This is a genomic window from Paracoccus sp. PARArs4, assembly GCF_947311865.1.
Classification (GTDB): Bacteria; Pseudomonadota; Alphaproteobacteria; order Rhodobacterales; family Rhodobacteraceae; genus Paracoccus; species Paracoccus zeaxanthinifaciens.
In genome coordinates this window covers 31,446-57,728 of record NZ_CAMZMW010000003.1, presented here as the reverse complement: position 1 = coordinate 57,728, position 26,283 = coordinate 31,446, and the positions used below count along the sequence as shown (strand labels likewise).

Here is a 26,283-nt window from a genome sequence, read left to right as displayed (position 1 = left end):
CGCCCTGCCGGACAACGCACAGAAGCGAATAGCACCCTTCGACTGCGTGCATGGGCGCAGCGTCATGCATGGCCTTCGGGGCAAGGCGGGCTAGACTGGCCGCGACGCTTGGACGAAGGGCCGCCATGACCGACAGCCAGTACACCCCGATCCCGCAGATGCAGGCCGACCTGGCCCGCCTTCGCGCCACCTTCGATGGCGGGCGCACCCGGCCCCTGGACTGGCGCCGCGCGCAGCTTCGGGCGATCCTGCGCCTGCTGAAGGAACGCGAGGGCGACATCATCGCCGCGATCCATGCCGACCTGCGCAAGGGGCGGCTGGAATCCTGGATGGCCGAGATCGCGCTGATCCGAAAGGAGACGCAGCACGCCCTGCGCAACCTGCGCCGCTGGACCGCCCGCCAGCGTGTCCCGACGCCCATGTCGGTTCAGCCGGGGCGGTCCTGGCTGCAGCCCGAGCCGCTTGGGGTGGTGCTGTGCATCGCGTCCTGGAACTTTCCCTGGCAGCAATCGCTGCAGCCGATGGTGGGCGCGCTGGCAGCGGGGAACTGCGTGATGGTCAAACCGTCCGAGCTGTCCTCGAACTGCGCCGCGGCCATTGCCCGGCTGTTGCCGGAATACCTGGACCCCGATGCCGTCGCGGTGGTGCAGGGCGGCCCCGAGGAGACGGGTGCGCTGCTGGAATGCCGCTTCGATCACATCCTCTATACCGGCGGGGGGACGGTGGGGCGGATCGTCATGCAGGCCGCCGCGCGGCACCTGACGCCCGTGACGCTGGAGCTGGGCGGGAAATGCCCGGTCATCGTGAACGACGATGCCGATATCGCGCTGGCCGCGCGCCGCATCGTCTGGGCCAAGGCGCAGAATGCCGGCCAGATCTGCATCAACGCCGATTATGTCCTGGTCCGCGCGGGCTGCCGCGATGCGCTGGTCGATGCGCTGAAGGCCGAGTTCACGCGCGGCTATGGCGCGGATCCGCAGAAGTCCAAGGATTACGGGCGCATCGTGAACCATCGGCATTTCGACCGCCTGCACGCCCTTCTGTCCGAGGGGCGCATCGTTCATGGCAGCCGTCACGACCGCGAGGATCTGTACCTGGAACCGACCATCGTGCTTGACCCGCCCGAGGACGGCGCCCTGATGCGCGACGAGATCTTCGGCCCCCTGCTGCCCATCGTCGAGTGGCGGGACGAGGACGATCTGGCCCGCCTGCTGAACCGCCACGAGAAGCCGCTCGCGCTCTATGTCTTTTCCGAAGGTCGGGAATTCCAGGACCGGATGCTGGACCGCTTCTCGGCGGGGATGGTGGCGATCAACGACCTGATGATGTTCGCGGCAGTGCCCGAACTGCCCTTCGGCGGCGTGGGCGGCAGCGGCATGGGGGCCTATGGCGGGCACAGGGGGTTCCTGTGCTTCACCCATATGAAGCCCGTTCTGCGGCGCGGGTCGCGCATGGATGTCGCGGCCCGCTATGCGCCCTATTCGCGCATCAAGGAGCGCCTCATGCGGCTTGCGCTGCGCTGATCCTGCGTATCTCTCGGCCCAGTTCGGCCAGAAGGGCGGGGCCGTCGCCCTGCCACCGTGCATCGGGCAGCGTCTCCAGCCGCTGCAGCGCCTGGCGCAGGGGTGCCTGACCCAGCACGGCCGCCGTGCCCGCCATCTTGTGCGCCTGCTGCCGGTCGTTTTCGGTCAGGGCGGGCGCATCGGCAAGGCGGTCCAGCATGCCGTCCATCTCGGATCGCAGGTCGGCCACGTGGCCGTCGAAGGCATCCCTGCCGAAGCGCGCGATGAAGTCCTGCGCCACGTCGCCCTCGGGTTCGGGCACGGCGGTGGGGGCCAGCTTCTCGGTCAGGCGGGCAAGGTTGATGGGCTTGATCAGGATGTCGTCGAAGACCGCAAGGATGCGTTCGCGATCCTCGCGACCGGCATGGGCGGTGATGGCGCGCGCGGACGCAGGCTGGCTGTCCAGCGCGCGGATCCCCGCCAGGGTCTGCAGCCCGTCCTTGCCGGGCATGCTGATATCCAAGAGCAGCAGGTCGAATTCGCCCTTGGCTGCCAGCGCGATCCCCGCATCGCCGTTATCGGCGCTTTCATGGGTGCAGCCAAGCTCGTCCAGCATATGCTCCAGGATCATGCGGTTCACGGCATTGTCCTCGACGATGAGGACATGCTTCGGGGTCACCTTGCAGGCGGTCCGCGCCTGCGGATCCGCGTCCGAGGGGGCCGAGGCCGCGACGGGCAGGGGCAGGCGGATGGTGAACAGGCTGCCCTCGTCCTCGAGGCTGTCGACCTCGATCGTGCCGCCCATGGTCGTGACCAGCTTGCGCGTGATCGGAAGGCCCAGGCCCGTGCCCGGATTCTCGCGGGCATAGTCGGTGTCGATAGTGACGAATTCGTCGAAGATCCGTTCCAGCTGATCGTCGGGGATCCCGAGGCCCGTATCGGCCACGCGGAATTCGACCGCATCGCCCATCCGCTCGACCTCGACCGAGATCTCGCCGTCGCGGGTGAACTTGATCGCGTTGCCGATCAGGTTCACCAGGCATTGCTGCAGGGCGCGCTTGTCGCCGCAGACGGGGCCCGCGGCACCCTGCAGGAAGGTGGTCGTCACCTCGTTGCTGCGATCCTGCGCGGTGGGGCGCAGGCTGTCGGCGACGCTTTCGACAAGGGCGGACAGGTCGAAATCCTCGGTCCGGGACTGCGAGTGTTCGCTGTCCAGCCGCGACAGCTCCAGCACCTTGTTCACATGCGACAGCAACAGTTCCCCCGACACGCGGATCGCCCCCAGCAGGCGGTTCTGGCGATCCGTCAGGTTCGCGCGGTCCATCAGGTCCAGCGATCCGAGGATGCCGTTCAGGGGCGTGCGCATCTCGTGGCTCATGACGGTCAGAAGCTTGGTCTTGGCCTCTTCGCCGGCGCGGGCGCTGTCGCGGGCATCGCGCAGTTCCTGTTCGGCGGCCTGTTCGATGGTGATGTCGCGGGCAAAGGCCACGAAGACCTCCTGCCGGTCCGAGAATGCGGCCGAGACGGCGATCTCGGCGGGAAAGACCTCGCCCGACTTGCGCATCAGGTCCAGGCGGTGGCGGCCCTTGCCCACGACCTCGGTCTGGCCAGTCTCGCGGTAATGGGCAAGGCGGCGAAGATGTTCCTCGCGGCGCTCGGGGGGGATGGTCAGGTCCACGATCTCTCGGCCCAGGACCTCGTCGCGGGCAAAGCCGAAGATGCGTTCCGCGCCGCCGTTGAATTCCAGGATGCGCCCGCGCGTGTCGGTCACGAAGACCGCGTCCAGCGATGACGCGATGGCGGCCTCGAAGCGGTTGCGCATCGTCTCGTGCTCGGAGGCAAGGGCGGTGGCCTTGCGCTGCAGGCGCCACAGGATCACGAGGAACGCGACCAGCAGCACGACCAGCGCCAGCGCGGTCAGCGCCAGCTGCTGCAGCGTGGACATGATGTCCATGCGCCGCTGGTCGGCCGATTGCGCGAAGACCGGGATGCCCGCCAGCGTCAGCTGACGCACGTCGGGGATCAGGGCCTCGGCCTCCTCCGCGATGCGGGGCAGGCTGTCGCGCAAGACCTCGTCGGTGCCGTCCATCGCCGGAACCGTCCGGTCGAGGAAGCCCCGCACATGCCCGAGCGCCTCCTGCACCGTCTCGGACTGGCGGAAGCGCCCGAAGCGGTCGCTGGTCGCCAGCGTGTTCACCCGGCTGTAGAAGATGTCGAACCGGCGGCGCGCCTCGCGCAGGCCGTCCACCGATGCCCGCGCGCCCGGTGTGCTGACCTCCTTGACCGCCAGCAGCATGCGCAGCAGCTCGACCTCGGTCTGGGACAGGGTCCAGCGCACGTCGTCGATGGGGGCGGTGGACAGGCGGTCCAGCCCGCGCTGCACCTCGCGCGACAGCATGGCGGTCTGGGCAAGGCAGGCGACCAGCGCCGCGATCCACAGGGCGCGGGTCCAGTAGCGGCGGGCGAATCCGGGGGTGGTCTGCTTGGTCATGCGTCCTCTGCCAGTTCGGTGTGCAGGGGCTTCGCGGCCCGCCGGATGCCGGCGAAGGGGGAATTCGGTCACATCCGGCGAACCGTCTCCAATTCTGTCGAAACGCCCCGCGCGATCAACTGTGCATCGGATTACGCGGATATACCAAGGGTTATCATTAACCTTTGGGTTGTATGCCTGCCGGGCTTTCTATTGACAGCGGCATCGCATATGCCGAAGCTTTGACGCCAAGGATCCGCGCGATTGCGACGGATCGGCCATGATCGGGGGATCGACTTGAAATCGCGACGTATTTTCGCAGCCCGCCGGTCGGGTCATCCAGCAGTCGCAGCCTGCGGCAAGGTGGCGTGATGCGCATTCTTCTGGCCGACGACCATGAAATGGTCCGCGACACCATCGCGGCCTATCTTCGCTCCGAAGGCAATGCCGAGGTCGTCTGCGTCCCCGATTTCGTGGTCGCCGCCAAGACGATCGAGGCCGAGCGCCCCTTCGACCTGATCCTTCTGGACTTCACCATGCCCGGCATGAACGGCCTCGAGGGGCTGAAGCGCGCGATCCAGATCTCGCGCGATGCGCCGGTCGCGCTTCTCAGCGGGACGGCCCCCGCCCGCATCGCGCAAGAGGCCGTGGACCTGGGCGCGGCGGGCTTCATCCCGAAATCGCTTGGGGCCAAGTCGCTGGTCAACGCCGCCCGCTTCATGATCATGGGTGAGACCTTCGTGCCCGCATCCGTCCTGGGCGAGGGCGAGGAGGAGAACGAGACCGAGTTCGTCCGCCAGCTGAGCCAGCGAGAGCGCGAGGTGCTGCTGGGCCTGTGCCTTGGCAAGGCCAACAAGGAGATCGCGCGCGAGCTGGAGCTGCAGGAGGTCACGGTCAAGCTGCATGTCCGCACGCTCTGCCGCAAGATCGGCGCGAAGAATCGCACCCAGGCCGCCGTCATCGCCAAGGAGGCCGGCTTCGCCTGAGGCCCGGCCGCCCGCGTCCTAGTCGCGCGTGCGGCGCGCGGCCTCCTGGTCGCGCAGGGTGGGGCGGGCCCATGCGCCGTCCGCCCCCTCGTGATGGGCGCCGCGCCCGCGGTTCCGCATCTCCTCGGCCTGTTCGTCCATCAGCTCCCGCGCCCTGTCGCGATAGGGCGCGTTCTCATGGTTGGGCACCTCGGGATCGTACAGGTCCGCCAGTTCCCTCATCGACCGGCGGTTCTGGCTGACGAAGGTGCGGGCCGTGCGCTCGGCCTCGAACGGGTGCATCCCGAGCGCCTCGAGGGTCGAGCGGCCCGCCCTGACCGCGCTGTCGAAGGTGTCGCGGATGATGTCGCGGCAGCCCGCGCCCCACAATTCGTAGACATGGCCCCGGTCCAGCGCACGGGCGACGACGTGGATATGGGGATGGTGCTTGACCACGTGGCGCACCATTTCCGTCGCGCGGTGCCGGTCGTCGATGGCCACGACCAGCAGGCGCGCATCCTCGATCCCGGCGGCATGCAGCAGGTCGGGGCGCGTCGCGTCGCCATAGAAGGCGCGGACGCCGAAGGCGCGCAGCACCTCCAGCTGGTTCGAGGAATGGTCCAGCACCGTCGTCTCGTGGCCCGCGCTGAGAAGCATGCGGTTGACCACCCCGCCGAAGCGGCCGTGACCCGCGATGATGATCCGCCCCTGCCTGTCGATGTCATCCGCCGCGCGGGGTTCCGCGGCGTGGTATCGCGGCAGCACCACCCGGTCATACAGGATGAACAGCCCCGGCGTCAGCATCATCGACAGCGTGACGATCAGCGTCAGCCGCGGCGCGATGTCGTCGGGCAGGATCGCCCCCGCGGTCGCGAAGCTGATCAGCACGAAGCCGAATTCGCCTGCCTGCGCCAGCGACATGCCGAACAGCCAGCCCTGTTCGTCGCGCACCCCGAATGCCCAGCCAAGCGCCAGCAGCACGCCCGCCTTCAGCGCGATCACGCCCAGGGTCAGCCCCAGGATGGTCAGCGGCTCGGCCGCCAGAAGGCCGAAATCGATGCCCGCGCCGACGGTCATGAAGAACAGGCCCAGCAGCAGGCCGCGGAAGGGGTCGATATCGCTCTCCAGCTCGTGGCGGTATTCGCTGTTGGCCAGCACCACCCCTGCCAGGAAAGTCCCGAGCGCGGGCGACAGGCCGACCAGCGACATCAGCAGCGCGATGCCGATGACGAAGGTCAGGGCGGCGGCGATGAACACCTCTCGCAGGTTGGCATGCGCGATGAAGCGGAAGGCGGGGCGCGTCAGGTACATGCCGCCCGCGACGACCAGCCCGATGGCCGCCAGCGTCGCAAGCCCGGTCTGCCAGCCGTTCAGCCCCTCGACCAGGGACATGCCGCCATGGGCGTCGCCCTCGTGGGTGACATGCTGCGTGGCCAGCAGCGGCAGCAGCGCCAGCATGGGAATGACCGCGATGTCCTGGAACAGCAGCACCGAGAAGCTGGCCTGCCCGCCATCGCTTTTCATCAGGCCCTTCTCGTTCAGGGTCTGCAGCACGATCGCGGTCGAGGACAGCGCGAAGATCAGCCCGATCGCGACCGCGACCTGCCATGCGGATCCAAGCGCATATGCCGCAGCCGCTATCAGCGCAGCCGTCAGCCCGACCTGCAGCCCGCCCAGTCCCAGAAGCCGCGTCCGCATCGCCCAGAGCAGCTTCGGCTCCAGCTCCAGCCCCACGAGGAACAGCATCATCACGACGCCGAATTCCGCGAAATGCTGGATCTGGATCACGTCGACGCCCAGCACGGACAGCACGGGTCCAAGCGCGATCCCCGCCACCAGGTAGCCCAGCACCGATCCCAGCCCCAGCCGCGACGCGATGGGAACCGAGATCACCCCGGCGATCAAAAACAGGAAGGCGGGCAGCAGGAATTCCGTCATGGTCTCAGCCCTCTCTCAGGGGAAGTGTATCATGGAACAGCGCATCCGCCGCCTGGGCGCGGTCCATGTCCAGCCGCCCGTCGCGCAGCCCCGCCAGAAGGCGCGCAAAGCCCTGCGCATGCGCCGATCCGTCGCCATGCAGCGCGTCGTGGCGGACATAGGGCGCAAGGAACCGCATGCCGCATAGGCGGGCGGTCTGCTCGAACGGGGTCAGGAAGGTCCGCAGAGGAAAATTCTGGTATCCGTCCGGACCGAACGCCTCGGCCGGGGCCGAGGTGGACACCGCAAGCTGCATCGTCCGGCCCGCCAGCCTGTCGCCGCCCGCGCCATAGGCGAAGCCGCGCGACAGCACCAGGTCGATCCATTCCTTCAGCAGCGCGGGGGCTGAATACCAGAACATCGGGAATTGCAGCAGCAGCACGTCATGCGTCTCCAGCCGGTCCTGCTGCGCGGCCACGTCGATCTCGTATCGCGGGTTCTCGGCATAGAGATCGACGCTGGTGATCCCCTCGACCCGGCAGGCCGCGTGCCACATGGCGGCGTTGATCTGCGACGAGGCCAGCCCGGGATGGGCGAAGATGTGCAGGATGCGGGCCATGGGCGTCCTTTCGGGCAATGTCATGCCCTGAATGCGACAGGCGGCGTGCGGCTGTCCACCCCGCAGGACTTCGCCATTGTGCGACGGCCCTTCGGGGTTGCAGAGTTCACTTATGTCAAGGGAACCGCCGCGATGCGCCGATGTTGCCTTGCAGGTCGCAGCGACTGGAAGGGGGATTTCCATGCATCTGCCGCGTTTTCAGGAATTTGCAGGCCGGGGGTGCCCCGCATGACCCCGCGTTGGGGCGCCCGCCCGGAAGGCGGCGAATGGCGCTTCGGCCTGTGGTCGCCCGGGGCGGCGCAGGTCGATCTGATGCTGGAGGGGCAGGCCCTGCCGATGCGCCGCGACGCGATGGGCTGGTGGGACCTGCTGCATCCCGCCCCCGAGGGCGCGGAGTACCTGTTCCGCGTCGACGGGCAATGCGTTCCCGACCCGGCCAGCCGCCTTCAGGCGGGCGATGTCCATGCCCCCTCGCGGCTGATCGCCCCGCGCCCCGCGCCCCGCGGCCCCGCGCGGGACTGGGCCTCGATGGTCATCTACGAGATGCATGTCGGCACCTTCACCCCCGAGGGCAGCCTTGCCGCCGCCGCCGCCAGGATGGAGCTGCTGGCCGGTCTGGGCTTCACCGCGATCGAGCTGATGCCCCTTGGGCAATGGGCGGGGAACCGGGGCTGGGGCTACGACGGGGTGCTGCCCTTCGCGCCCCATCCCGCCTATGGCACCCCCGACGATCTGCGCGCGCTGGTGGCTGCCGCGCATCGGGCGGGGCTGTCGGTCATCCTGGACCTGGTGATGAACCATTTCGGCCCGGACGGCGCCTATCTGCACGCGATCACGCCCGAGTTCTTCGACGCGGACCGCATGACGCCCTGGGGCGCCGCGATCGATTTCGGGCAGGAGGCCGTCCGCCGCTTCTGGACGGAATGCGCCTGCCACTGGGTGTCGGAGTACGCCATCGACGGCTTGCGGCTGGATGCGGTCCACCAGATCGCGGGGCCGGGATCGCGCGACTTCCTGCATGACCTTGCCGCCACCCTGCGCGGCATCGCCCCCGTCCACCTCATCACCGAGGACGAAAGGAACGAGCCCGCCCTGCGCGAGGAGGGCGGCTATGACGCCAGCTGGAACGACGATTTCCACCACGCCGTCCATGTCGCCCTCACGTCCGAGGATCACGCCTATTACGCGCCCTTCGCGGTCGATCCCGTGGGCGATCTGGCGCTGGCCCTGCGTCGCGGCCATGTCGAAGAGGGCCAGCCCCGCCCGCCGCGCGGCAGCCTGCGCGGCGCGTCCTGCGGGCATCTGCCGGTCACCGCATTCGTCAACTCGGTCCAGACCCACGACCAGGTCGGGAACCGCGCCTTCGGGGACCGGCTGCTGTCCATCGCGGACCCGGCGGGGGTGGCGGTCGCCTATGCGCTGCTGCTGTGTGCGCCCTATGTCCCGATGGTCTTCATGGGCGAGGAACGCGGCGCGACGACGCCCTTCCTGTTCTTCGCGGATTTCACCGGCGATCTGGCGCAGGCCGTCCGCACGGGCCGCGCGTCCGAGTTCCCCGAGGTCGCCCGCCACGGCGACACCGTGCCCGACCCGCTGTCGATGCAGACCTTCGCCGCCTCGCGCCTCGACTGGACGGACGATGCGCGGGCGCGCGAATGGCAGGACCTGACCCGACGCGCGCTGGGTTTCCGCGCGACCCATCTGCTGCCGCTGATCCGCAGCGCACGGCGATCCGTCGATGTCGCGCGCGACGATGCCAGCCTGCTGGCCGACTGGCGCTTCGATGCGGGGCGCCTGCGCGTCGCGCTGTCGCTGGGCCGTCCGGGCGGCGAGGGCATTCCCGGCGCACAGTTCGGGATCGGCCTGATGCGCCGCGATCCCTTCTCCATTTCCGTCAAGGTGGACCCCGCATGAACATTCCCGACGCGACCTATCGCATCCAGCTGAGGAACGGCGTCGATTTCGCCCGCGTGCAGGGGCTGCTGCCCTATCTGCGCGACCTCGGGGTGTCGGATCTCTATCTCTCGCCCATCTTCGCGGCGGTGCCGGGGTCCACCCACGGATATGACGTGACCGACCCCACCGCGATCGAGCCCGAGCTGGGCGGCCGCCCGGCATTCGAGGCACTGGCCGCAGCCGCACGCGATGCGGGCATGGGCATCATCATCGACATCGTGCCGAACCATACGGCCTTCTCGCCCGCGAACCCCTGGCTGGCCGACGTGCTGCGTCACGGGCGGTCCAGCATGCATGCGCCGGCCTTCGACATCGACTGGGATGCGGGGCCGCTTGTCCTGCCGTTCCTGCCCGACCCCTTCGAGATCGTGCTGGAACGCGGCGATTTCGCGGTCGAGGGCGACGAATGGGTCATGGGCGGGCTGCGCCTGCCGCTGGCCCCCGGACCGCGCCCGCAATCCCTGCGCGACCTGCACCGCGTCCAGCACTGGCGGTTGGTCCATTACGAACGCGAACGCGACAGCATCACCCATCGCCGCTTCTTCAACGTCACCGGCCTGATCGGGATGCGGGTCGAGCGCCCTGAGGTCTTCGACGCGACCCATTCGCTGATCCTCGACCTGGTGCGGAAGGGGCTGGTGCAGGGCCTGCGCGTCGATCACATCGACGGGCTGGTCGATCCCGCGGGATACCTGGACCGGCTGCACGGCGCGCTGCCCGACACGCCGATCTGGGTCGAGAAGATCCTGGTGGATCACGAGACGCTGCCCGCCTCGTGGCCGGTGGCGGGGACGACCGGCTACGAATCCGCGCGCCTGTTCGCGCGGGCGCTGACCGATGCGAAGGGCCTTGCGCGGCTGGATGCGCATTGGCGCCGCGCGACCCGCATCACCGAGGATTTCGCATCCTCGCTGATGGCCGCCAAGCACGAGATCCTGGACAACGAGCTGGCCGCCGAAAGGCGTCAGCTGATCGCGCTGGCCCGCAATGCACTGGGCGCGCGCCCCGAAGGCGCCCCCGGCCCCGAATGGCTGCGAGAGGCGGTGACCGCGCTTCTGGTCGCCGTGCCGCGCTACCGCACCTATGTCGCGGCGGGGGGCATGGCACCGGGCGATGAGGACCTGCTGGCGGACATCGCCGAACGGGCGGGGCAGGGGCTGCGGTCGCGTGCAGTGGTCGATGCGCTGGCAGGGCTGCTGCGGCAGGACTGCCCCTTCACGCGGCGCTTCCAGCAGGTATCCGGCGCGCTTCTGGCCAAGGCGCAAGAGGATACCGCGGGCTTCCGCTGGACCCGCTATCTTGCCGCGAACGAGGTCGGTGCCGAGCCCGACGAGGCCACGATCACCGATGCCGAGGCGACGGCCTTCCTGAAGGCCCGCGCCGCGACCGAGATGAACCTGACCTCGACCCATGACACCAAGCGGTCCGAGGATTCGCGCATGCGGCTGGTCGCGATCAGCCATCTGCCCGACGATTTCGCCGCGCTGCATGACGCCGCCGCCGCGCTGCCGCAGGCGCGGGGGGTTCCGGGGCGGCGGATCTGGTACGGCGTGCAGTCGGCGCTGGCGATCCACGGCGCACCCGATGCGGATGCGCGTCTGTGCGCCCACCTGGAAAAGGCGATGAGAGAGGCAAAGCTGCGCAGCTTCTGGACCAATCCCGACGAGGATGCCGAGAGCCGCGCCAAGGCCCTGACCTCGGCCGTGCTGGACAGCTGGCGCGTCCCGCCACCCGCGCTGACCCGCCTGATCGAACGCGCCGATGCGCTGATCCTGATGCAGCTGGCGATGAAGGTCCTGACGCCGGGCTTTCCCGACATCTATCGCGGCACCGAAGATCCGCTGCTGGCCCTGACCGATCCCGACAACCGGCACCCGGTCGATTGGGACGCGCTGGCCCGCAGCACGTCGGTCAAGGCGCGCTGGACGCGCGACCTGCTGCATCTGCGCCGCGACCGGTCAGACTTCCTGCGCGATGCGGACGTGCTTCTGGAACGCGACGAGGGCGGCATGCGCATGATCCGCCGGTCGGGGGGCGACAGCCTGACGGCCTTCTTCGGGCGCGAACTGCCGCCGGGGCGTGCGATCCTGTCCTGGCAGGGGCAATCGGGCGATGCGGTCGCCCTTCTGGAAGGCAGCGACGGCAATCCCTGATTGATAAACAGCAACACGCGGAACGGCCTTGGCGCGGGTGTGTTTCTTGCATGTCCGGCAAATCCGATGCCGGACATGCTTTTGACAAAGTCCCATCCAGACAAGGATCATCGCCGTGTCGATCACGCACCGTATGCCGGCTGCGACCGGATATTCCGTGGCCACCATCCTGCTGGCCGGCGGCAAGGGGACGCGCCTTGCCGACCTGACCGCGACCGAGGCGAAGCCCGCCATCCACTTCGCGGGACGCAACCGGATCGTCGATTTCACCATGGCCAATTGCGTGCGCTCGGGGATCGGGCGCATGATCGTGGCGACGCAGTTCGCCCCCGCGACGCTGCATGACCACCTGCCCGCAAGATGGGGGGCGCATTTCGCCCCGAACGGGCTGAGCATCGTGGACGGGCGCGGCGCCTATGCCGGGACCGCCGATGCCGTCCGGCGCAACTGGGACGCGATCGAGGCATCGGGGGCAAGCCATGTCCTGGTCCTTGCCGCCGACCATGTCTACGAGATGGACTATCGCCCCATGATCGAGGCGCATGTCGCCTCGGGGGCGGCGGTGACGCTGGCCGCGGACGTGGTGGACCAGGCGCAGGCATCGGGCTTTGGCGTGATGCATGCCGACCGTCAGGGCCGCATCCTGTCCTTCCTGGAGAAGCCCGAATTCCCGCCCTCGATCCCGGACGAGCCGGGCCGGGCGCTGGTGTCGATGGGCATCTATGTCTTCGACAAGTCGTGGCTGGCCGATGCGATGCGCGACGGAACCGTGACCGATTTCGGGCACGACCTCGTGCCGTTGGCGGTGGATCGGGCCGAGGCGATGTCCTATCGCCTGCCCGCGGGCACGGGCGGGCGCAGCTATTGGCGCGACGTGGGCACGCTGCAGGCCCTGCGCCTTGCGCAGCTGGATTTCCTGCGCGATCCGCCCGCGCGCCTGCCGTTCCCCTCGGCCGTGGGGGACTGGTATCTGGGCAATGACAGCGTGGCGATGCCCGGCGCGACCGTTCACCCCCATGCGCGCCTGACCCGCTGCATCGTGGCCCCCGGCTGCCATGTTTCCGCCGATCTGGTCGCGGGCGAGGATCCGGCCGAGGATGCCCGCTGGTTCCGTCAGTCCGGCGACACGCTGCTGATCACGCCCGCGATGCTGCGCCGTCGCGATGCGCTGCGCCCGCGCCCGGCCCATGTCCTGCGGGGGATGCGCCGCCATGCGTGACGCGGCCGACACCCCGTCCTTTGACCGAAGCGTCCTGCGCCCCGACCTGCTGGGGGCGCAGCACTTGGGCGACGGCACGAACTTCGCGCTGTTCTCGGAACATGCCGATGCGGTCGAACTGTGCCTGTTCGACCGGACCGGCACCCAGGAGCTGCACCGCCTGATGCTGCCCGAGATGGAGGGCGGGATCTGGCACGGCTTCCTGCCCGGCGTCGGGCCGGGGCAGGTCTATGGTTACCGCGTGCACGGGCCCTATGCGCCCGAACAGGGGCACCGCTTCAACCCGAACAAGCTGCTGCTGGACCCCTATGCGCAGGAACTGCGTGGCCGGATCGAATGGCACGACGCGCTGCACGGCTATGTCATCGGGCAGGACGACCTGTCCTTCGACGAGCGCGACAGCGCGCCCTACATGGTCAAGGGCGTGGTGGCCGATACCGCCTTCGACTGGGAAAGCGAGGCCGCGCTGCGCACGCACTGGACCGATACCGTCATCTACGAGGCGCATGTGAAGGGCCTGACGCAGCTGCATCCGGGCGTGCCCGAGAAGCTGCGCGGCACCTTCGCGGGGCTGGCCTCGGATGCGGTGATCGACCACCTGCAGCGCATCGGCGCCACCGCGATCGAGCTGCTGCCCGTCCACGCCTTCGCCAACGATCGCCACCTGACCGAGAAGGGGCTGTCGAACTACTGGGGCTACAACACGCTGTCCTTCTTCGCGCCGCACGCCCCCTATCTGAAATCGGGCCAGATCCGAGAGATGAAGGAGGCGATCCGCCGGTTCCACAAGGCCGGCATCGAGGTGATCCTGGACGTGGTCTACAACCACAGCTGCGAGGGGAACGAGCTGGGCCAGACGTTGTCCTTCCGCGGGATCGACAACGCGTCCTATTACCTGCTGTCCGACGATCCGCGCCACAGCTTCGACACGACGGGCACGGGCAACACGCTGAACGTGGCGCATCCGATGGTGCTGCGCATGGTCATGGACAGCCTGCGCTACTGGGTCGAGGCGATGCATGTGGACGGCTTCCGCTTCGACCTGGCCTCGACCCTGGGCCGAGAGGCCGAGGGCTTCGAGAGGCACGGCTCGTTCTTCAACGCGCTGCGGCAGGATCCGGTGCTGTCGGGCATCAAGCTGATCGCCGAGCCGTGGGATATCGGCGAGGGGGGGTACCAGGTCGGGGGATATCCCTGGCCCTTCCGCGAATGGAACGACAAGTTCCGCGACGACACGCGCGCCTTCTGGCGGCGCGACCCCGCGCTGGTCCCCGCCATGGCAGAGCGCCTGTCGGGGTCGCCCGTCCAGTTCGATCACAGCCACCGCCCCGCCACCAGCAGCGTGAATTTCGTCGCCGCCCATGACGGCTTCACCCTGTGGGACACGCTGTCCTTCAACGACAAGCACAACGACGCCAATGGCGAGGATGGCCGCGACGGGCACGATCACAACCTGTCCGACAACATGGGTGCCGAAGGCCCGACCGAGGATGCGTCCATCGACGAGGCCCGCAGCCGCCGCGCCCGCGCGATCCTGGCGACCGTGCTGCTGTCGCAGGGCGTGCCCATGCTGCTTGCGGGCGACGAGATCGGCAATTCGCAGGGCGGCAACAACAACGCTTATTGCCAGGACAACGACATCTCGTGGCTGGACTGGGCGTCCGCGCGGGACGACCTGACCGACGCCGTGGCGGCGCTGACGGCCTTCCGCCGCGATGCGCGCCTGTCGCGTCCCCGCTTTGCCGTGGCGGGGCAGGATCTGCAGGACCGCAGGCCGGTCGTCGAATGGCTGCACCCCGAGGGTCGCCCACTTGGCGACGGGGACTGGGCCGACGAGGGGTTGCAGACATTGGGCATGATGCGTCGAAACCCCGACGGCGCCCGCGTGTTGATCGTGCTGAATGCCGGAGAGGACGCCGAATTCGTGCTGCCCCCCGGCGAATGGACACTTCGCATCGACAGCGCCGCCGCGCCTGTCGCCTGCGAAAGGAATGTCACGGGCCGCATCCCGCTGCCCTGGCAAAGCGTGCTGGCCCTGACCGAGGACGGGTCCGGCGAAATCGCCATCTGACGACGGAGGCAAGGATGGAAATGGAACGTGAAGAACTGATCAAGGCCCGCGCCCATCGCATCTGGGAAGATGCCGGTCGCCCCGAGGGTCACGAACATGCGCATTGGGAACAGGCCGAGGCCGAGCTGGCCGCCGAGGAGAAGGGCGGCATCATGCGCCCCGGAACCGGCTCCGAGACGCCCTCCGAACAGCCCATGTCGAACGTGAACGACACGCCGGGCACGGAATCGGGCGCTCCCGGCAAGCCGGGCAAGTGAACCTGCGGGCGGCCCTCAGCCCAGAGCGATTACGGGGCCGCCCGCGCTTGTCGCATCCTGCGCGTCATGGGTGACCATCAGCGCGGGGATGCCCGCAGCACGCAGGTGATCGAAGGTGAAGCTGCGGATCTCGTCGCGCAGCTGCGCATCGAGGGCCGAGAACGGCTCGTCCAGCAGGATCGCCGCGGGTTCGGCCAGCAGCCCCCGCATCAGCGCGGCCCGCGCCCGTTGACCGCCCGACAGGGTGGCCGGATCGCGGTCATGCATTCCGCCTAGGCCCGCATCGACCAGCGCGGCCTCGATCCGGGCGCGTCGGTCGCGATGGCGGCGCGGCATCCCGAAGCCGAGGTTCTGCCCGACGCTCAGATGCGGGAACAGGTCCGAGTTCTGGAAAATCATTCCGATGTTGCGACGCTCGGCCGGAAGGCCGGTCAGGTCGCGCCCGTCCAGCAGGACGCGGCCCTGCAAGGCGAAGCCCGCGCCCAGATGACCGCCAATGGCGTCCAGCAGGCTGGACTTGCCCACGCCCGACGGTCCCATCACCGACAGGATCTGTCCCGCCTCGACCCGCAGCGACACGGGCCCCAGCAGCGGGCGGCCACCGGGCAGGCGGATGGCAAGATCGATCAGCTCCAGCATTCCCTCAGGCCCCTCTCAGGTGGCGGCGGTTGCGATGCAGGATCGCGGGTATCACGAATGCCGCCGCAAAGCCCATCAGCGGCAGCGCGGCCTGGATGGTCGCCACCACCGCCGTCACCCGCCTGTCGGACGATGCGGCAAGGGTCACGGCCTCGGTCGTCAGGCTGGGCGTGCGGCCCGCGCCAAGGAACAGCGTCGGCAGGTATTGCGCGACGGATACGGCGATGCCGATGGCGGCTGCGGTCAGGATCAGGCGCAGCAGGATCGGCAGGCGCAGCGCGAACAGCCTGCGCCACGGACCGGCCCCGAGCGCTGCCCCCGCGCGGAAATGGCGCGGATCGACCGACCGCCACGGATCGGCCAGCGCGATCATCGCATAGGGAAAGACGAAGATCGCGTGCCCCCAGACGACCAGCCACATCCCCGGCGACAGGCCCGCCCGCAAGGCGGCGGTGTTCACCCCGAACAGGAAGCCGATCTGCGGCAGCAGCAGCGGCACGAAGATCGCGGCCTCGGCCCAGGGCATGCGGCGATTGCTGCGGGTCTCGGATTCCAGCCACGCGATGGCCGCCAGCAGGGCCAGCGCGGTGCTGGCCCCCGCCATGATCAGCGTGTTCGCCAGCGGCGCGGCCCATCCCTGAGCCGAGCGTGCCCAGATGCGCAGCGACAATTCCTGCGGGACCAGGTCGGGAAATGCCCATCGCCACGCAAGCGACCAGATGACAAGCGCCACCATCGCGCCGAAGCCAAGCGTCATCGCGATCCAGGCCGCCCCGCGCAGGGCACGCAGCGCGATGCCCGCCCCCGGCGCGGGCGCACCGGCATGGACCCAGGCCCCGCCCAGCCGCGCGACGGGCCCGCGGATCAGCAGGACCGCCCCCGCCGCCGCGCCGACCAGCGCCAGTTGCAGCAGGCTGCCCGCCGATCCCGACATGAGCCGTGTCAGGTCCGGATCGGCATAGTCGCGCGCCAGCAGGACGGCCAGCGTGGGCGGGTTCGACGGCCCGAGGATCAGCGCGACATCCACGACCGACATGGAATAGGCCAGCACCACCAGGACCGGCAGCCGCATCAGCGGCCAGATCTGCGGCAGGACGATCGCCAGCCACAGCCGCGCCTCGGACGCGCCAAGCGCGCGACCCGCGCGCAGGTGGCACTGCAGGGGGATCTGCGCGCAGGCGGTCAGCATCATCAGCAGCAGGAACGGGAACTCCTTGACCGTCAGCCCCGCGATCAGCGATAGGCCGAAGGGATCGCCGATGCTGGCGATGTCCGGCGGTCGGTCCCATCCCAGCACGGGCGCGATCACCCGCGCGATCCAGCCAGACGGTGCCATGACGAAGGCCAGCCCGATTGCCAGCGCCGCATGGGGCATGGCCAGAAGGGGCGCAAGCAGCCTGCCGCCCCGACCCTTGCGGGTGATCGCCACGGCGGATGCCAGCGCCAGCAGGAAGGACAGAAGCGTCGCGCCGATCCCGGTGAACAGCGACAGCCAGACCGCGCGGCCCAGACCCGGCCGGTCCCACAGCGCCGCCCATGCGGCAAGGTCCGGCCCCTGCGCGCCGATGGCGGGCAGGTGGCCCGCGGCTGCAAGCGCCGTCTGCCACAACCCCGCGCCGATGGGCAGCAGGATCGCGGCCAGGATCAGCGCCGGAAGGAACCGGGCGGGCAGGCTCATCTGGTGTGGCGATCCGCCCAGTCTTCGGTCAGGCGCGTCATCCAGCTGGCATGGGGTTCGGGCAGCGTCGGGCCCAGCTCGGCCAGCGTGGGCAGGGCGGGGGCGGTCGGCAGGGCCTCGAACCGGGCCTGCGCCTCGGCATCCAGCCGTTCGGGATCGAGGACCGAGAACGAGCCGAGCACCTCGATGTTCTGCATCCTCGCCTGCGTTTCGGGGGCCAGCAGGAAGTCGGCCACGACCTCGGCCCCTTCGCGGTTGGCGGCGTTGAAGGGGATGGCGACGAAGCTGACATTGCCGATGGATCCGGCATCCGGCACGAAGACCCGTGCGGTTTCGGGCAGCAGGCCCTGTTCGACCTGGGCTGCGGCTGCGGCGGGGTCGAAGGACATGGCGATGTCGATCTCTCCGTCGGCCAGAAGCTGCTGCTGGACGGATTCGTTTTCGGGGAACGCCTCGCCCTCGCGCCACAGGTTGGGGCGCAGCGCGTCGTACCAATCCCACAGCGGCGCGGTCTGCGCGGCATAGGCCGCGTCGGTCACCGGCGCCTGCAGCGCCTGCGGGTCGGGGGCCAGTTCCAGCAGCGCCTGCTTGAGGAAGGTCGCGCCCATGAAGTTCGCGGGGTCGGGATGCGTCATCCGGCCCGGATTGGCGGCGGCCCAGTCGACGAAGCCCGCCATGTCGGCAGGCGGTTCGGGCACGCGGTCGGCGTCGCGGATGAAGACGAAGCGGGCCAGGCGCCACGCGCTCTCCATCCCGTCGACGGGGGTGGTGAAGTCCAGCGCGGCGGGCGCGCCCTCGGACAGGTCAAGGAAGCGCGCGTTCGGCAGGTCGCCCGCGAAGGGTCCGTGCAGCAGCTCCTGTTCCTTCATCGACAGGAAGTTCGGCCCGTTGATCCAGATCAGGTCGACCGAGCCGCCCTCGGTGCGGCCCGCCGACTTCTCGGACAGGACGCGGGTCACGGCCTCGGCGGTGTCGGTCAGCTTCACATGCACGACCTCGACCCCGAAGCGTTCCTCGGTCTGCTGGCCGACCCACCGGATGAAGTCGTTGGTGCGCTGATCGCCGCCCCATGCGTTCCAGTAGACGGTCTGCCCGCGCGCGGCCTGCAGCGTCTCGGTCCAATCCGCCATCGCGGGCGTGGCAAGGGCCGCAAGGGCCAGGGCAAGAAGGGAACGACGGTGCATCAGCGGCTCCTGTTGTCGGGGGCGAAGGCGGTCCAGCCCTGATGCCAGCGAAGGGCCGTCGTGACGGCACATGCGGCGGCGAACAGCACGGCAAGGAAGGGGAAGGCCTGCGGGAAGATGCAGATCAGCACGAACAGCGCGATGGTCTCGAACCCCTCGGTCAGCCCGCCCAGATAGTAGATGCCCTTGGACGGGAAGGCGGCGGCGGCCTGCCCGCGCTTGGCGGCGATGGCTGCGAAGGCCAGGAAGGATGACCCCGTCCCCACGAAGGCCGCGATCAGCAGGGCGGCGGGCAGGGCATTCGCCGCCGGGTCGTGGATCGCGAAGCCCAGGGGGACCAGCGCATAGAACAGGAAGTCCATCGCGATATCCAGGAAGGCGCCCCGGTCGGTCGGCCCCTGGATGCGCGCGACGGCGCCGTCCAGCCCGTCCATCAGCCGGTTCGCCACGATCAGCGCCAGCGCCACCAGGCAGAACCCGAAGGCCAGCGCCACGAAGCCCAGGAAACCGACGGCGAAGCCCGCCACCGTCAGCTGGTCCGCCCCGATCCCCCGCGCGGACAGGTATCGCGCGGCCGGGGCCAATGCGCTGCGTTGCGCGGGCAGGATCAGGGCGTCGATCATCCGCGCCTCCAGTCGTGGAAACGGCGGGCGATGTCGGTCAGCCGCGGGTTCACATGGGCGCGGCGCCATTGACCGGCGACGGATTTGTTCGCCTCGGCCAGGGTGGGATAGATGTGGATCGTGCCCAGGATCTTGGACAGGCCCAGCCCGTGCTTCATCGCCAGCACGAATTCCGCCATCAGGTCGCCCGCATGGACGCCCGCGATGGTCGCGCCGATGATCTTGTCGCTGCCCTTGCGGGTCAGCACCTTGACGAAGCCCCTGGTCGCGCCGTCCGCGATGGCGCGGTCGGACCCCGACAGGTCGAAGCGCGTGACCTCGTAGGGGACGCCCTGGTCGCGGGCCTCGGTTTCCGACAGGCCGAGGCGCGCGATCTCGGGGTCGGTGAAGGTGGCCCAGGGGATCACCCGGTCGTCCACGCGCGATGCGCGGATGTCGCCGAACAGCCCGTTCACCGCCGCATAGTACGCCTGGTGGCTGGCGGTATGGGTGAACTGCCAGGGCCCCGCCACGTCGCCCGCGGCCAGGATGTTGGGATGGATCGTCTGCAGGTAGTCGTTCGTGTCCACCGTGCGATCCGTGCCGATGCCCAGCTCCTCGAGGCCGATGCCCTTCAGGTTGGCGGCGCGGCCCGTGGCAGCGACGATCTCGTCCACGCGCAGGGTGCGGGCGCCGTCGGGGCCCTCGACCTCCAGCCAGGGGCCGTCATCGTCACGGCCCGCGCGGACGGCCTTGTGGCCGGTCAGCACCTCGATCCCGTCATCCTGCAGCGCGGCGGTCACCAGCTCGGACACCTCGGGGTCCTCTCGGCCCAGGATGCGGTCCGACATCTCGACCTGGAAGACCTGCGCGCCAAGGCGGCCGAAGGCCTGCGCCAGTTCCGTCCCGATGGGGCCGCCGCCCAGGATGGCCATGCGCGCGGGCACCCGGTCGCGGTCGCGCAGCGCGCCCCACATCGTGTCCGAGGTCAGCACCCCCGCTTCGCGCAGGCCCGGAACGGGCGGGACGATCGGGCTGGCACCCGTCGCGATGACGATCGCGCGCGAGGTCAGCTTGCGGGTCGAGCCGTCGTTCATCGCGATCTCGACCGTCCAGGGATCGGTCAGGCGACCGCGGCCCTGCAGGACCTCGACGCCCAGCCCTTCATAGCGTTCGACGCTGTCATGGGGCGCGATGGTGGCGATGGCACCGTGGACGCGCTCCATCACGGCGCGGAAATCGACCTGCGGTTCGACGGGCGCGATGCCATAGCTGTCGGCGCGGCGCATCGTGCGCGCGACGGCGGCGCTGCGGATCAGCGATTTCGAGGGCACGCAGCCGGTGTTCAGGCAGTCGCCGCCCATCTCGTTCGCCTCGATCAGGGTGACCTTGGCCTTGGTCGCGGCGGCGATATAGGCCGTCACGAGACCCGCGCTGCCGCCGCCGATGACAATCAGGTTGCGGTCGAAGGATTTCGGTTTCGTCCACTGGCTGTTCTGCTTGCGGCGGCGCACGATGCCCACGATGGCCTTGGCGATCCACGGAAAGACCGCCAGCGCCGCGAAGGACGCGAGGATCCGCGGCGAGACGATGCCCGACAGGCTGTCCAGGCTGGCAAGCTGCGTGCCCGCGTTCACATAGACGGCGGTGCCCGCCAGCATCCCCAGCTGGCTGATGCCCGCGAAGGTGCGCAGGCGCATAGGCGTCAGCGCCATCAGCAAGTTGACCGCCACGAAGGGCAGGACCGGGATCAGCCGCAGGGAAAACAGGTAGAAGGCGCCGTCACGCTCCAGCCCGTCCTCGATCCGGCGCAGGCGGTCGCCGAAGCGCGCGCGGACCCAGTCGCGCAGCAGGTGCCTCGCCACGAGGAAGGCGATGGACGCCCCGATGGTCGAGGCGAAGGACACGATCACCAGCCCCTGCCAGAAGCCGAACAGCGCGCCCGCGGCCAGCGTCAGCCACACGGCCAGCGGCAGCGACAGCGCGGTGACCGCGACATAGGCCAGGAAGAAGCCCGCCACGACGGCGACGGGGCTGGTCTCGCGCAGCGTCTGCACGCGATCCAGCTGGCTGCGGATGCCGTCCAGCGTCAGCAGGTCGCCCGGCACGAGAAAGGCTGCGGCGATGACGCCCACGGCAAGGGCGGCGAAGATCAGGGGGCGTGACATGGGCGCGATCGTTCCTCTTGTTGCAGGTATCGCCTGCTATTCGTGCCGGACAGCCGGATCGTTACACCATATCCGCGATGCGGTCGCCGCCAAGGGCAGAAGTTCCGCCGCCGGATCGCCCGCACGGGCGCGCAGCATCAGCCCGCGCGCCGTCGCCCCGACCAGCGGGGCCAGCGCATCCGGCGCGGCTGCCAGCGCATCGCGCGGCATCGCGCGCAGGCGGTCAGCGATTGCGCGGTCCATCGCGTCCAGGCGCCTGCGGAATTCGGTCCGGAAGGCCTCGTCGCTGCCTGCGGCATCTGCCAGCACGCAGGATATCAGGCAGCCGGGCGTGTCGGGATCGGTCGTGCCCAGTTCGATCACGCGGCCAAGGAAATCGCGCAGCGCCTTTACAGGTGGCGCGTCGCCGTCGAAGGCCGCCATCAGCGGCGGCACGCGGGTCGCGCCGTACCGGTCCAGCGAGGCAAGGAACAGCCCGCGCTTGCAGCCGTGATCGCGGTATATCCCCGCGCGCGGCACGCCCATCCCCCGCGACAGCCGCCCGACCGAGGCCCCCTCATAGCCATGCGCCCAGAAGATCCGCATCGCGGATTCCAGTGCGGCATCCGGATCGGTCCGGCGCGGGCGTCCGGCATTCGGGGAGGTTGTGTGCATGGAACCAGCCTAGCAGAACGTTCGTTCTCAAATCAATGCAGCTTTGCCCGAAGGCCATGATGACCCACCCCCGGACCCTGCGATCAGCCCGGCCAGCGATCCGCGATGGCCTGCGCCAGTTGCGTCAGACTGGGGCGCACGGGGTCGGGCTGGGGCACGCCCTCGACCGGCAGGGGGGCGTTCGCGCCATGCGTGACCAGCGCGCCATGTCCCCCAAGCGCCTGCATGCCCAACGTGTCCCAGACATGGCAGGCGACAAGGCACAGCCCGCTGCAATCGGTACCCAGGCGGTCGGCCACCATGCGATAGGTTTCGGGCGCGGGTTTGAATCGGCCCGTGGGCTGGACGCTGAAGCGGTGCTCGAAGAAATCGGCCAACCCCGCGCGGGTCAGCGCATCCGGCCCGTCCGAGGGCGGCGAGTTCGTCAGCGTCACCATGCGGAACCCCCGGTCGCGCAGCAGCGACAGGGCCTCGGCCGCGTCGGGATGGGCGGGCATGGTCGCGATGGCGTGGCGCAGCGCGGTCACGTCGTCATCGACGATGGCAGTGCCCCGGATGCGGCCCATCATGCGCAGCACGCCGCCCGCAAGCTGGGCGAAATCGCTCTCGATCCCGGCCAGCGTCAGCGATTGGGAATACAGCACCAGCTGCGCGAACCAGTCCCGCATGATCGCCGGATCGCCGAAGATCCGGTCGAAGACGGGCGACAGGGTTTCAAGATCCAGCAGCGTTTCGTTCACGTCGAAGACGAGGACGGGGCGTTCGGACATGGCATGACCTCCGGTGTTTCGATCGGGGGCAGCCTGCACGCGGCGGTACGGCATTACCAGCCGTCCGCCGATCACAAGCCAGAGGAGGCGACATGACCCATCAGACCCCCATGCCCGGCAGCAAGGCCCCCGCGATCGAGGCCAGGGACGCCACGGGCCAGCCCTTCCACGCCCCCGCAAGCGCCGATGCCAGGATGGCGGTGACCTTCTTCTATCGCGGCGTCCATTGCCCGATCTGCAAGACCCAGATCGAGGACCTGGCCGCCCGCCAGTCCGAGTTCCGCGACCTTGGCGTCGATGTCGCCGCCGTCTCGATGGATGACGACGACCGCTTTGCCCGCCAGCAGGCGGAATGGAACCTGGGCGATCTGCCCGTGGCCCATGCCATGACCGAGGCTTCGGCCCGCGAATGGGGGCTGTTCATTTCCGACAAGGCGCAGGACAGCGAACCCGCGCGCTTCGCGGAACCGGGGATCGCGGTCACCTATCCCGACGGCCGCATCTATTCGCTGTATTTCCAGAACGTGCCCTTCGCGCGCCCGACGCTGGACGACCTGCTGAAGGGCCTGGGGTTCATCCTGAAGAAGGACTATCCCATCCGCGGAACGGCCTGAGGCCGACCGCCGAAACCGACGACCGGGGGCCGCGATGCGAAGGTATCGCGGCCCTATACTTTCGAGATGCCGCTGCACCCTTTGCGCGATCCGTCTGCCGCGTCCCGCCCGCTATGATGGTGACGAGGTAGAAGAACCAAGAGGGAGCAACCCCATGAAGATCCTTCTGGCGGATGATCACGCCCTGATCCGCGACACCATCTCGGCCTGGCTGGGTCAGCGCATGAACCGCGTGACCGGCTGCGCCAGCCTGACCGAGGCCGAGAGCCTGCTGGACGCGGGCAATGCCTTCGACATCGTGCTTCTGGACCTGAACATGCCCGGGATGGAGGGCGTGGACAGCGTGCGGCGCATGGTCGAACGCGTGGCGCCCATCCCCGTCGCGGTCATCACCGGATCGGCCACGCCCCTGATCGCCCAGCAGGTGATCGAGGCCGGCGCGCGGGGCTTCCTGCCCAAGACGCTGACCGCCAAGTCGCTGGAGGCCGCGATCCAGTTCATCGTCGCGGGGCAGGTCTTCATGCCCTATGCCGCCGACGAGACGCGCCGCCGCGCGGCCGACCTGGGCCTCAGCACGCGCGAGATCGAGGTGCTGGAGCATCTGTGCCACGGCCTGACGAACCGCGCCATCGCCGAGGATCTGGGCCTGAAGGAGGTCACGATCAAGCTGTATGTCAAGACGCTGTGCCGCAAGCTGGGGGTCGCGAACCGCACCCAGGCCGCGCTGCGCGGGCGCGACATGATCGCCGTCTGAGCCGACCTACTGCGCCAATTCCGCAACGCATCGCAGCCCGTTCCGCCTGTCGTCTTGGCGGGCGGGCGGTTTTCCTCTAACGCCAGCCCGGAAGCCAGCCGACGGTCCGTTCCGCAGCCAGCCATTGCGAATTGAACCGTTGGAGGATTGCATGGCCGCATCGCGCCGCCTTGCCGCAGGGCTTCTCTGTGGCGTCTGCTTCCCGTTGACCGTCCTGGCCCAGGAACCGGTCATGCTGGAAGGTATCGTCTTGACCGCCGAGGAACAGGCCGCACTGGGCCGCGTCGAGATCGGGGCCGAGCGCCTCGAGGATGTCGCGACCGGCAGCCTGGACGACGTCTTTGCCGAGGAACCCGCCGTGTCGGTGGGTGGCGGCATCGCCCTGACCGAGCAGGTCTTCGTCAACGGTATCGACCAGCAGCAGCTGGCCGTGACCGTGGACGGGGCATCCCAGAACAACAGCCTGTTCCACCACACGGGCACGAACGTGATCGATCCGGGCCTGCTGAAGGCCGTCCGCGTCGATCCGGGCGTCGCGGGCGCGGATGCGGGCCCCTATGCACTGGCGGGCAGCATCGCCTATACCACGAAATCGGCCATCGACCTGCTGGAGCCGGGCCAGACCTTCGGCGGCAAGGTCACGACGGGCTATTCGGACAACGGCAACACGGCCACGGGCGCGCTGACGCTCTACGGCAAGCAGGGGCCGGTCGACGCGCTTCTGTACCTGCGCCGCGACAGCGGTGACGACTACGAGGACGGTGCCGGCAACGAGGTCGCCAATACGGGCGCGGATCTCGACAGCGGCATGATCAAGCTGGGCGCGGACCTGGGCGACTGGCGCGCGGAATTCGGCATGACCCGGATCGAGGACGACGCGCTGCGCCCCTATCGCGCGAATATCGACGGCATTCTGGGTCGCACCAACGATCCCCGCCGCTACGAGCTGATCCAGACCAGCCGCACGCTGAGCCTGAAGAAGGCCGATGACGGCGGTCCGTGGAACCCCGAGTTCCGCCTGTCCAAGTCGGAAAACGAGGTGAACACCTTCGATCTGGCGACCGATGACACGAGCGATCCGGACTTCAACCTCGGGACGGCCTCGACCGTGTCGGCGGTGGCGCAGAACGTCAACGAATGGAACGGCATCGAATTCACCACCGGCGTCGACATCCAGAACCGTACCGGCCATTACGAAGGCCAGTTCCGCGGCGAGATGAACAGCTTCCGCGAGGACAACCGCAACACGGGCGTCTTCACCCAGGCGCGCGGCAGCATCGACCGCTTCGATTTCGGCGCGGGCCTGCGCTATGACTGGAACGAGTTCACCGGCGCGAACGGCCAGCAGATCGACAGCGACGGCGCCAGCGTCAACGCAAGCGTCACCTGGCACGCGACCGATGCGCTGTCCTTCTCGGGGGCCTACAGCTCGGTCTTCGGGGGCACGCAGATCGGGTCCGCCTACGAATACTGGACCGACAACACCGCTGCGGGCGCCTATGACGACCTGGAGCCTGGTCGTGCGCAGAACGCCGTGCTGGGCGTCGCATGGGAACAGGGCGGCACCATCGTCGGCGGCGACCTGTTCAGCACCAAGCTGAACAACGCGCGCAAGGGCCTTGGGGTCGTCGATGCCAAGACCGAGGGCTATCGCCTGTTCGTCTCGCAGGAATGGCAGGGCGGTTCGGCCTCGATCCGCTATACCGACACCGAGGTCGAGATCGACGGTTCGGGCACCACGACCTACTATCTGCGCGATCTGGGCATGATCCCGGGCCGGATGCTGGCGCTGCAGGTCAAGCAGGACGTCACCCCGGAAATCCAGGTCGGCGGCATCGTCGAACATGCCTTCGACGAGGACGGCGCCTTCGATGCGACCAGCGACCTCGAGGGGTATACCGTCGTCGACGTCTTCGCGGAATATGCCCCCGCGCAATACGAGAATGTCAGCTTCCGCGCCGAGATCGGCAACCTGTTCGACCAAGACTATATCGACCGTGCCAGCTATGGCGGCGATTACTCCGACGTGTTCGGCCAGTCCGAGCCGGGTCGCACGATCTCGCTTTCGGCCAGCGTGAAGTTCTGAGAATG

At 68.9% G+C, this 26,283-nt stretch carries 20 protein-coding genes; 10 read left to right on the top strand and 10 right to left on the bottom strand.

Annotated features, from left to right (window positions below):
- Positions 1-125: 125 nt before the first annotated feature.
- Positions 126-1,523: an aldehyde dehydrogenase family protein gene (locus tag QMZ16_RS03105; protein WP_282602095.1), complete on the top strand. Its 1,398-nt coding sequence runs from the start codon at positions 126-128 to the stop codon at positions 1,521-1,523.
- Here QMZ16_RS03105 and QMZ16_RS03100 read toward each other — a convergent pair.
- On the bottom strand, positions 1,501-3,993 hold the full coding sequence (locus QMZ16_RS03100; RefSeq protein ID WP_282602094.1) for a PAS domain-containing hybrid sensor histidine kinase/response regulator: 2,493 nt from the start codon (positions 3,991-3,993) through the stop codon (positions 1,501-1,503). The two genes, QMZ16_RS03105 and QMZ16_RS03100, sit on opposite strands and share 23 nt — an antisense overlap.
- 350 nt (positions 3,994-4,343) lie before the next feature.
- On the opposite strand from QMZ16_RS03100, the gene QMZ16_RS03095 reads away from it, so the two are divergent.
- On the top strand, positions 4,344-4,958 hold the full coding sequence (locus tag QMZ16_RS03095; protein WP_282602093.1) for a response regulator transcription factor: 615 nt from the start codon (positions 4,344-4,346) through the stop codon (positions 4,956-4,958).
- Positions 4,959-4,976: 18 nt separating this feature from the next.
- On the opposite strand, the gene QMZ16_RS03090 is transcribed toward QMZ16_RS03095, so the two are convergent.
- Together QMZ16_RS03090 and QMZ16_RS03085 are read right to left on the bottom strand one after the other, a co-directional pair.
- Positions 4,977-6,875 carry a monovalent cation:proton antiporter-2 (CPA2) family protein gene (locus tag QMZ16_RS03090; RefSeq protein ID WP_282602092.1) on the bottom strand — a complete coding sequence of 633 codons (1,899 nt, stop codon included), beginning with the start codon at positions 6,873-6,875 and terminating at the stop codon, positions 4,977-4,979.
- Between the two features lie 4 nt (positions 6,876-6,879).
- On the bottom strand, positions 6,880-7,473 hold the full coding sequence (locus QMZ16_RS03085; protein ID WP_282602091.1) for an NAD(P)H-dependent oxidoreductase: 594 nt from the start codon (positions 7,471-7,473) through the stop codon (positions 6,880-6,882).
- Between the two features lie 228 nt (positions 7,474-7,701).
- Here QMZ16_RS03085 and treZ point away from each other — a divergent pair, with 228 nt between their 5' ends.
- The 5 genes from treZ (at position 7,702) to QMZ16_RS03060 (ending at position 15,129) form a co-directional block, all read left to right on the top strand.
- Entirely contained in the window at positions 7,702-9,387 is a 1,686-nt protein-coding gene (gene treZ / locus QMZ16_RS03080; RefSeq protein ID WP_282602090.1) for a malto-oligosyltrehalose trehalohydrolase, read from the top strand.
- Positions 9,384-11,582 carry a malto-oligosyltrehalose synthase gene (gene treY, locus QMZ16_RS03075; RefSeq protein WP_282602089.1) on the top strand — a complete coding sequence of 733 codons (2,199 nt, stop codon included), beginning with the start codon at positions 9,384-9,386 and terminating at the stop codon, positions 11,580-11,582. Before treZ ends, treY begins: the two co-directional genes overlap by 4 nt.
- Positions 11,583-11,697: 115 nt before the next feature.
- Positions 11,698-12,801, top strand: coding sequence for a sugar phosphate nucleotidyltransferase (locus QMZ16_RS03070; protein ID WP_282602088.1), 1,104 nt, complete (start codon positions 11,698-11,700; stop codon positions 12,799-12,801).
- Positions 12,794-14,872: a glycogen debranching protein GlgX gene (gene glgX, locus QMZ16_RS03065; protein WP_282602087.1), complete on the top strand. Its 2,079-nt coding sequence runs from the start codon at positions 12,794-12,796 to the stop codon at positions 14,870-14,872. The genes QMZ16_RS03070 and glgX overlap by 8 nt, the downstream gene beginning before the upstream one ends.
- A 20-nt stretch (positions 14,873-14,892) precedes the next feature.
- Positions 14,893-15,129 (top strand): DUF2934 domain-containing protein, encoded by a 237-nt coding sequence (locus QMZ16_RS03060; RefSeq protein ID WP_282602086.1) that lies wholly within the window; start codon positions 14,893-14,895, stop codon positions 15,127-15,129.
- A 15-nt stretch (positions 15,130-15,144) separates the two neighbouring features.
- On the opposite strand, the gene QMZ16_RS03055 is transcribed toward QMZ16_RS03060, so the two are convergent.
- The 7 genes from QMZ16_RS03055 to QMZ16_RS03025 all read right to left on the bottom strand — a co-directional run bounded on the left by QMZ16_RS03055 (position 15,145) and on the right by QMZ16_RS03025 (position 22,824).
- Positions 15,145-15,768: an ATP-binding cassette domain-containing protein gene (locus QMZ16_RS03055; protein WP_282602085.1), complete on the bottom strand. Its 624-nt coding sequence runs from the start codon at positions 15,766-15,768 to the stop codon at positions 15,145-15,147.
- A gap of 4 nt (positions 15,769-15,772) precedes the next feature.
- Positions 15,773-17,446: an ABC transporter permease subunit gene (locus QMZ16_RS03050; RefSeq protein WP_282602084.1), complete on the bottom strand. Its 1,674-nt coding sequence runs from the start codon at positions 17,444-17,446 to the stop codon at positions 15,773-15,775.
- Positions 17,443-18,630 carry an ABC transporter substrate-binding protein gene (locus tag QMZ16_RS03045; RefSeq protein WP_282602083.1) on the bottom strand — a complete coding sequence of 396 codons (1,188 nt, stop codon included), beginning with the start codon at positions 18,628-18,630 and terminating at the stop codon, positions 17,443-17,445. Before QMZ16_RS03045 ends, QMZ16_RS03050 begins: the two co-directional genes overlap by 4 nt.
- Positions 18,630-19,253, bottom strand: coding sequence for a CDP-alcohol phosphatidyltransferase family protein (locus QMZ16_RS03040; RefSeq protein ID WP_282602082.1), 624 nt, complete (start codon positions 19,251-19,253; stop codon positions 18,630-18,632). Before QMZ16_RS03040 ends, QMZ16_RS03045 begins: the two co-directional genes overlap by 1 nt.
- Complete coding sequence (locus tag QMZ16_RS03035) at positions 19,250-21,400, bottom strand: bifunctional TVP38/TMEM64 family protein/FAD-dependent oxidoreductase (RefSeq protein WP_282602081.1); 2,151 nt, start codon at positions 21,398-21,400, stop codon at positions 19,250-19,252. Before QMZ16_RS03035 ends, QMZ16_RS03040 begins: the two co-directional genes overlap by 4 nt.
- A gap of 36 nt (positions 21,401-21,436) precedes the next feature.
- Positions 21,437-22,054 carry a TetR/AcrR family transcriptional regulator gene (locus QMZ16_RS03030; RefSeq protein ID WP_282602080.1) on the bottom strand — a complete coding sequence of 206 codons (618 nt, stop codon included), beginning with the start codon at positions 22,052-22,054 and terminating at the stop codon, positions 21,437-21,439.
- An 83-nt stretch (positions 22,055-22,137) separates the two neighbouring features.
- A complete protein-coding gene (locus QMZ16_RS03025) occupies positions 22,138-22,824 on the bottom strand; it encodes a haloacid dehalogenase type II (protein WP_282602079.1) in 687 nt (228 codons plus the stop codon).
- Between the two features lie 92 nt (positions 22,825-22,916).
- Between QMZ16_RS03025 and QMZ16_RS03020 the strand changes: the two genes are divergently transcribed.
- The 3 genes from QMZ16_RS03020 to QMZ16_RS03010 all read left to right on the top strand — a co-directional run bounded on the left by QMZ16_RS03020 (position 22,917) and on the right by QMZ16_RS03010 (position 26,278).
- Positions 22,917-23,438 (top strand): redoxin domain-containing protein, encoded by a 522-nt coding sequence (locus QMZ16_RS03020; RefSeq protein WP_282602078.1) that lies wholly within the window; start codon positions 22,917-22,919, stop codon positions 23,436-23,438.
- 154 nt (positions 23,439-23,592) lie between these two features.
- A complete protein-coding gene (locus QMZ16_RS03015) occupies positions 23,593-24,192 on the top strand; it encodes a response regulator transcription factor (RefSeq protein ID WP_282602077.1) in 600 nt (199 codons plus the stop codon).
- Between the two features lie 151 nt (positions 24,193-24,343).
- The gene (locus QMZ16_RS03010; protein WP_282602076.1) at positions 24,344-26,278 is read left to right on the top strand and encodes a TonB-dependent receptor; all 1,935 of its coding nucleotides are present in this window, start codon (positions 24,344-24,346) and stop codon (positions 26,276-26,278) included.
- Positions 26,279-26,283 lie beyond the last annotated feature (5 nt).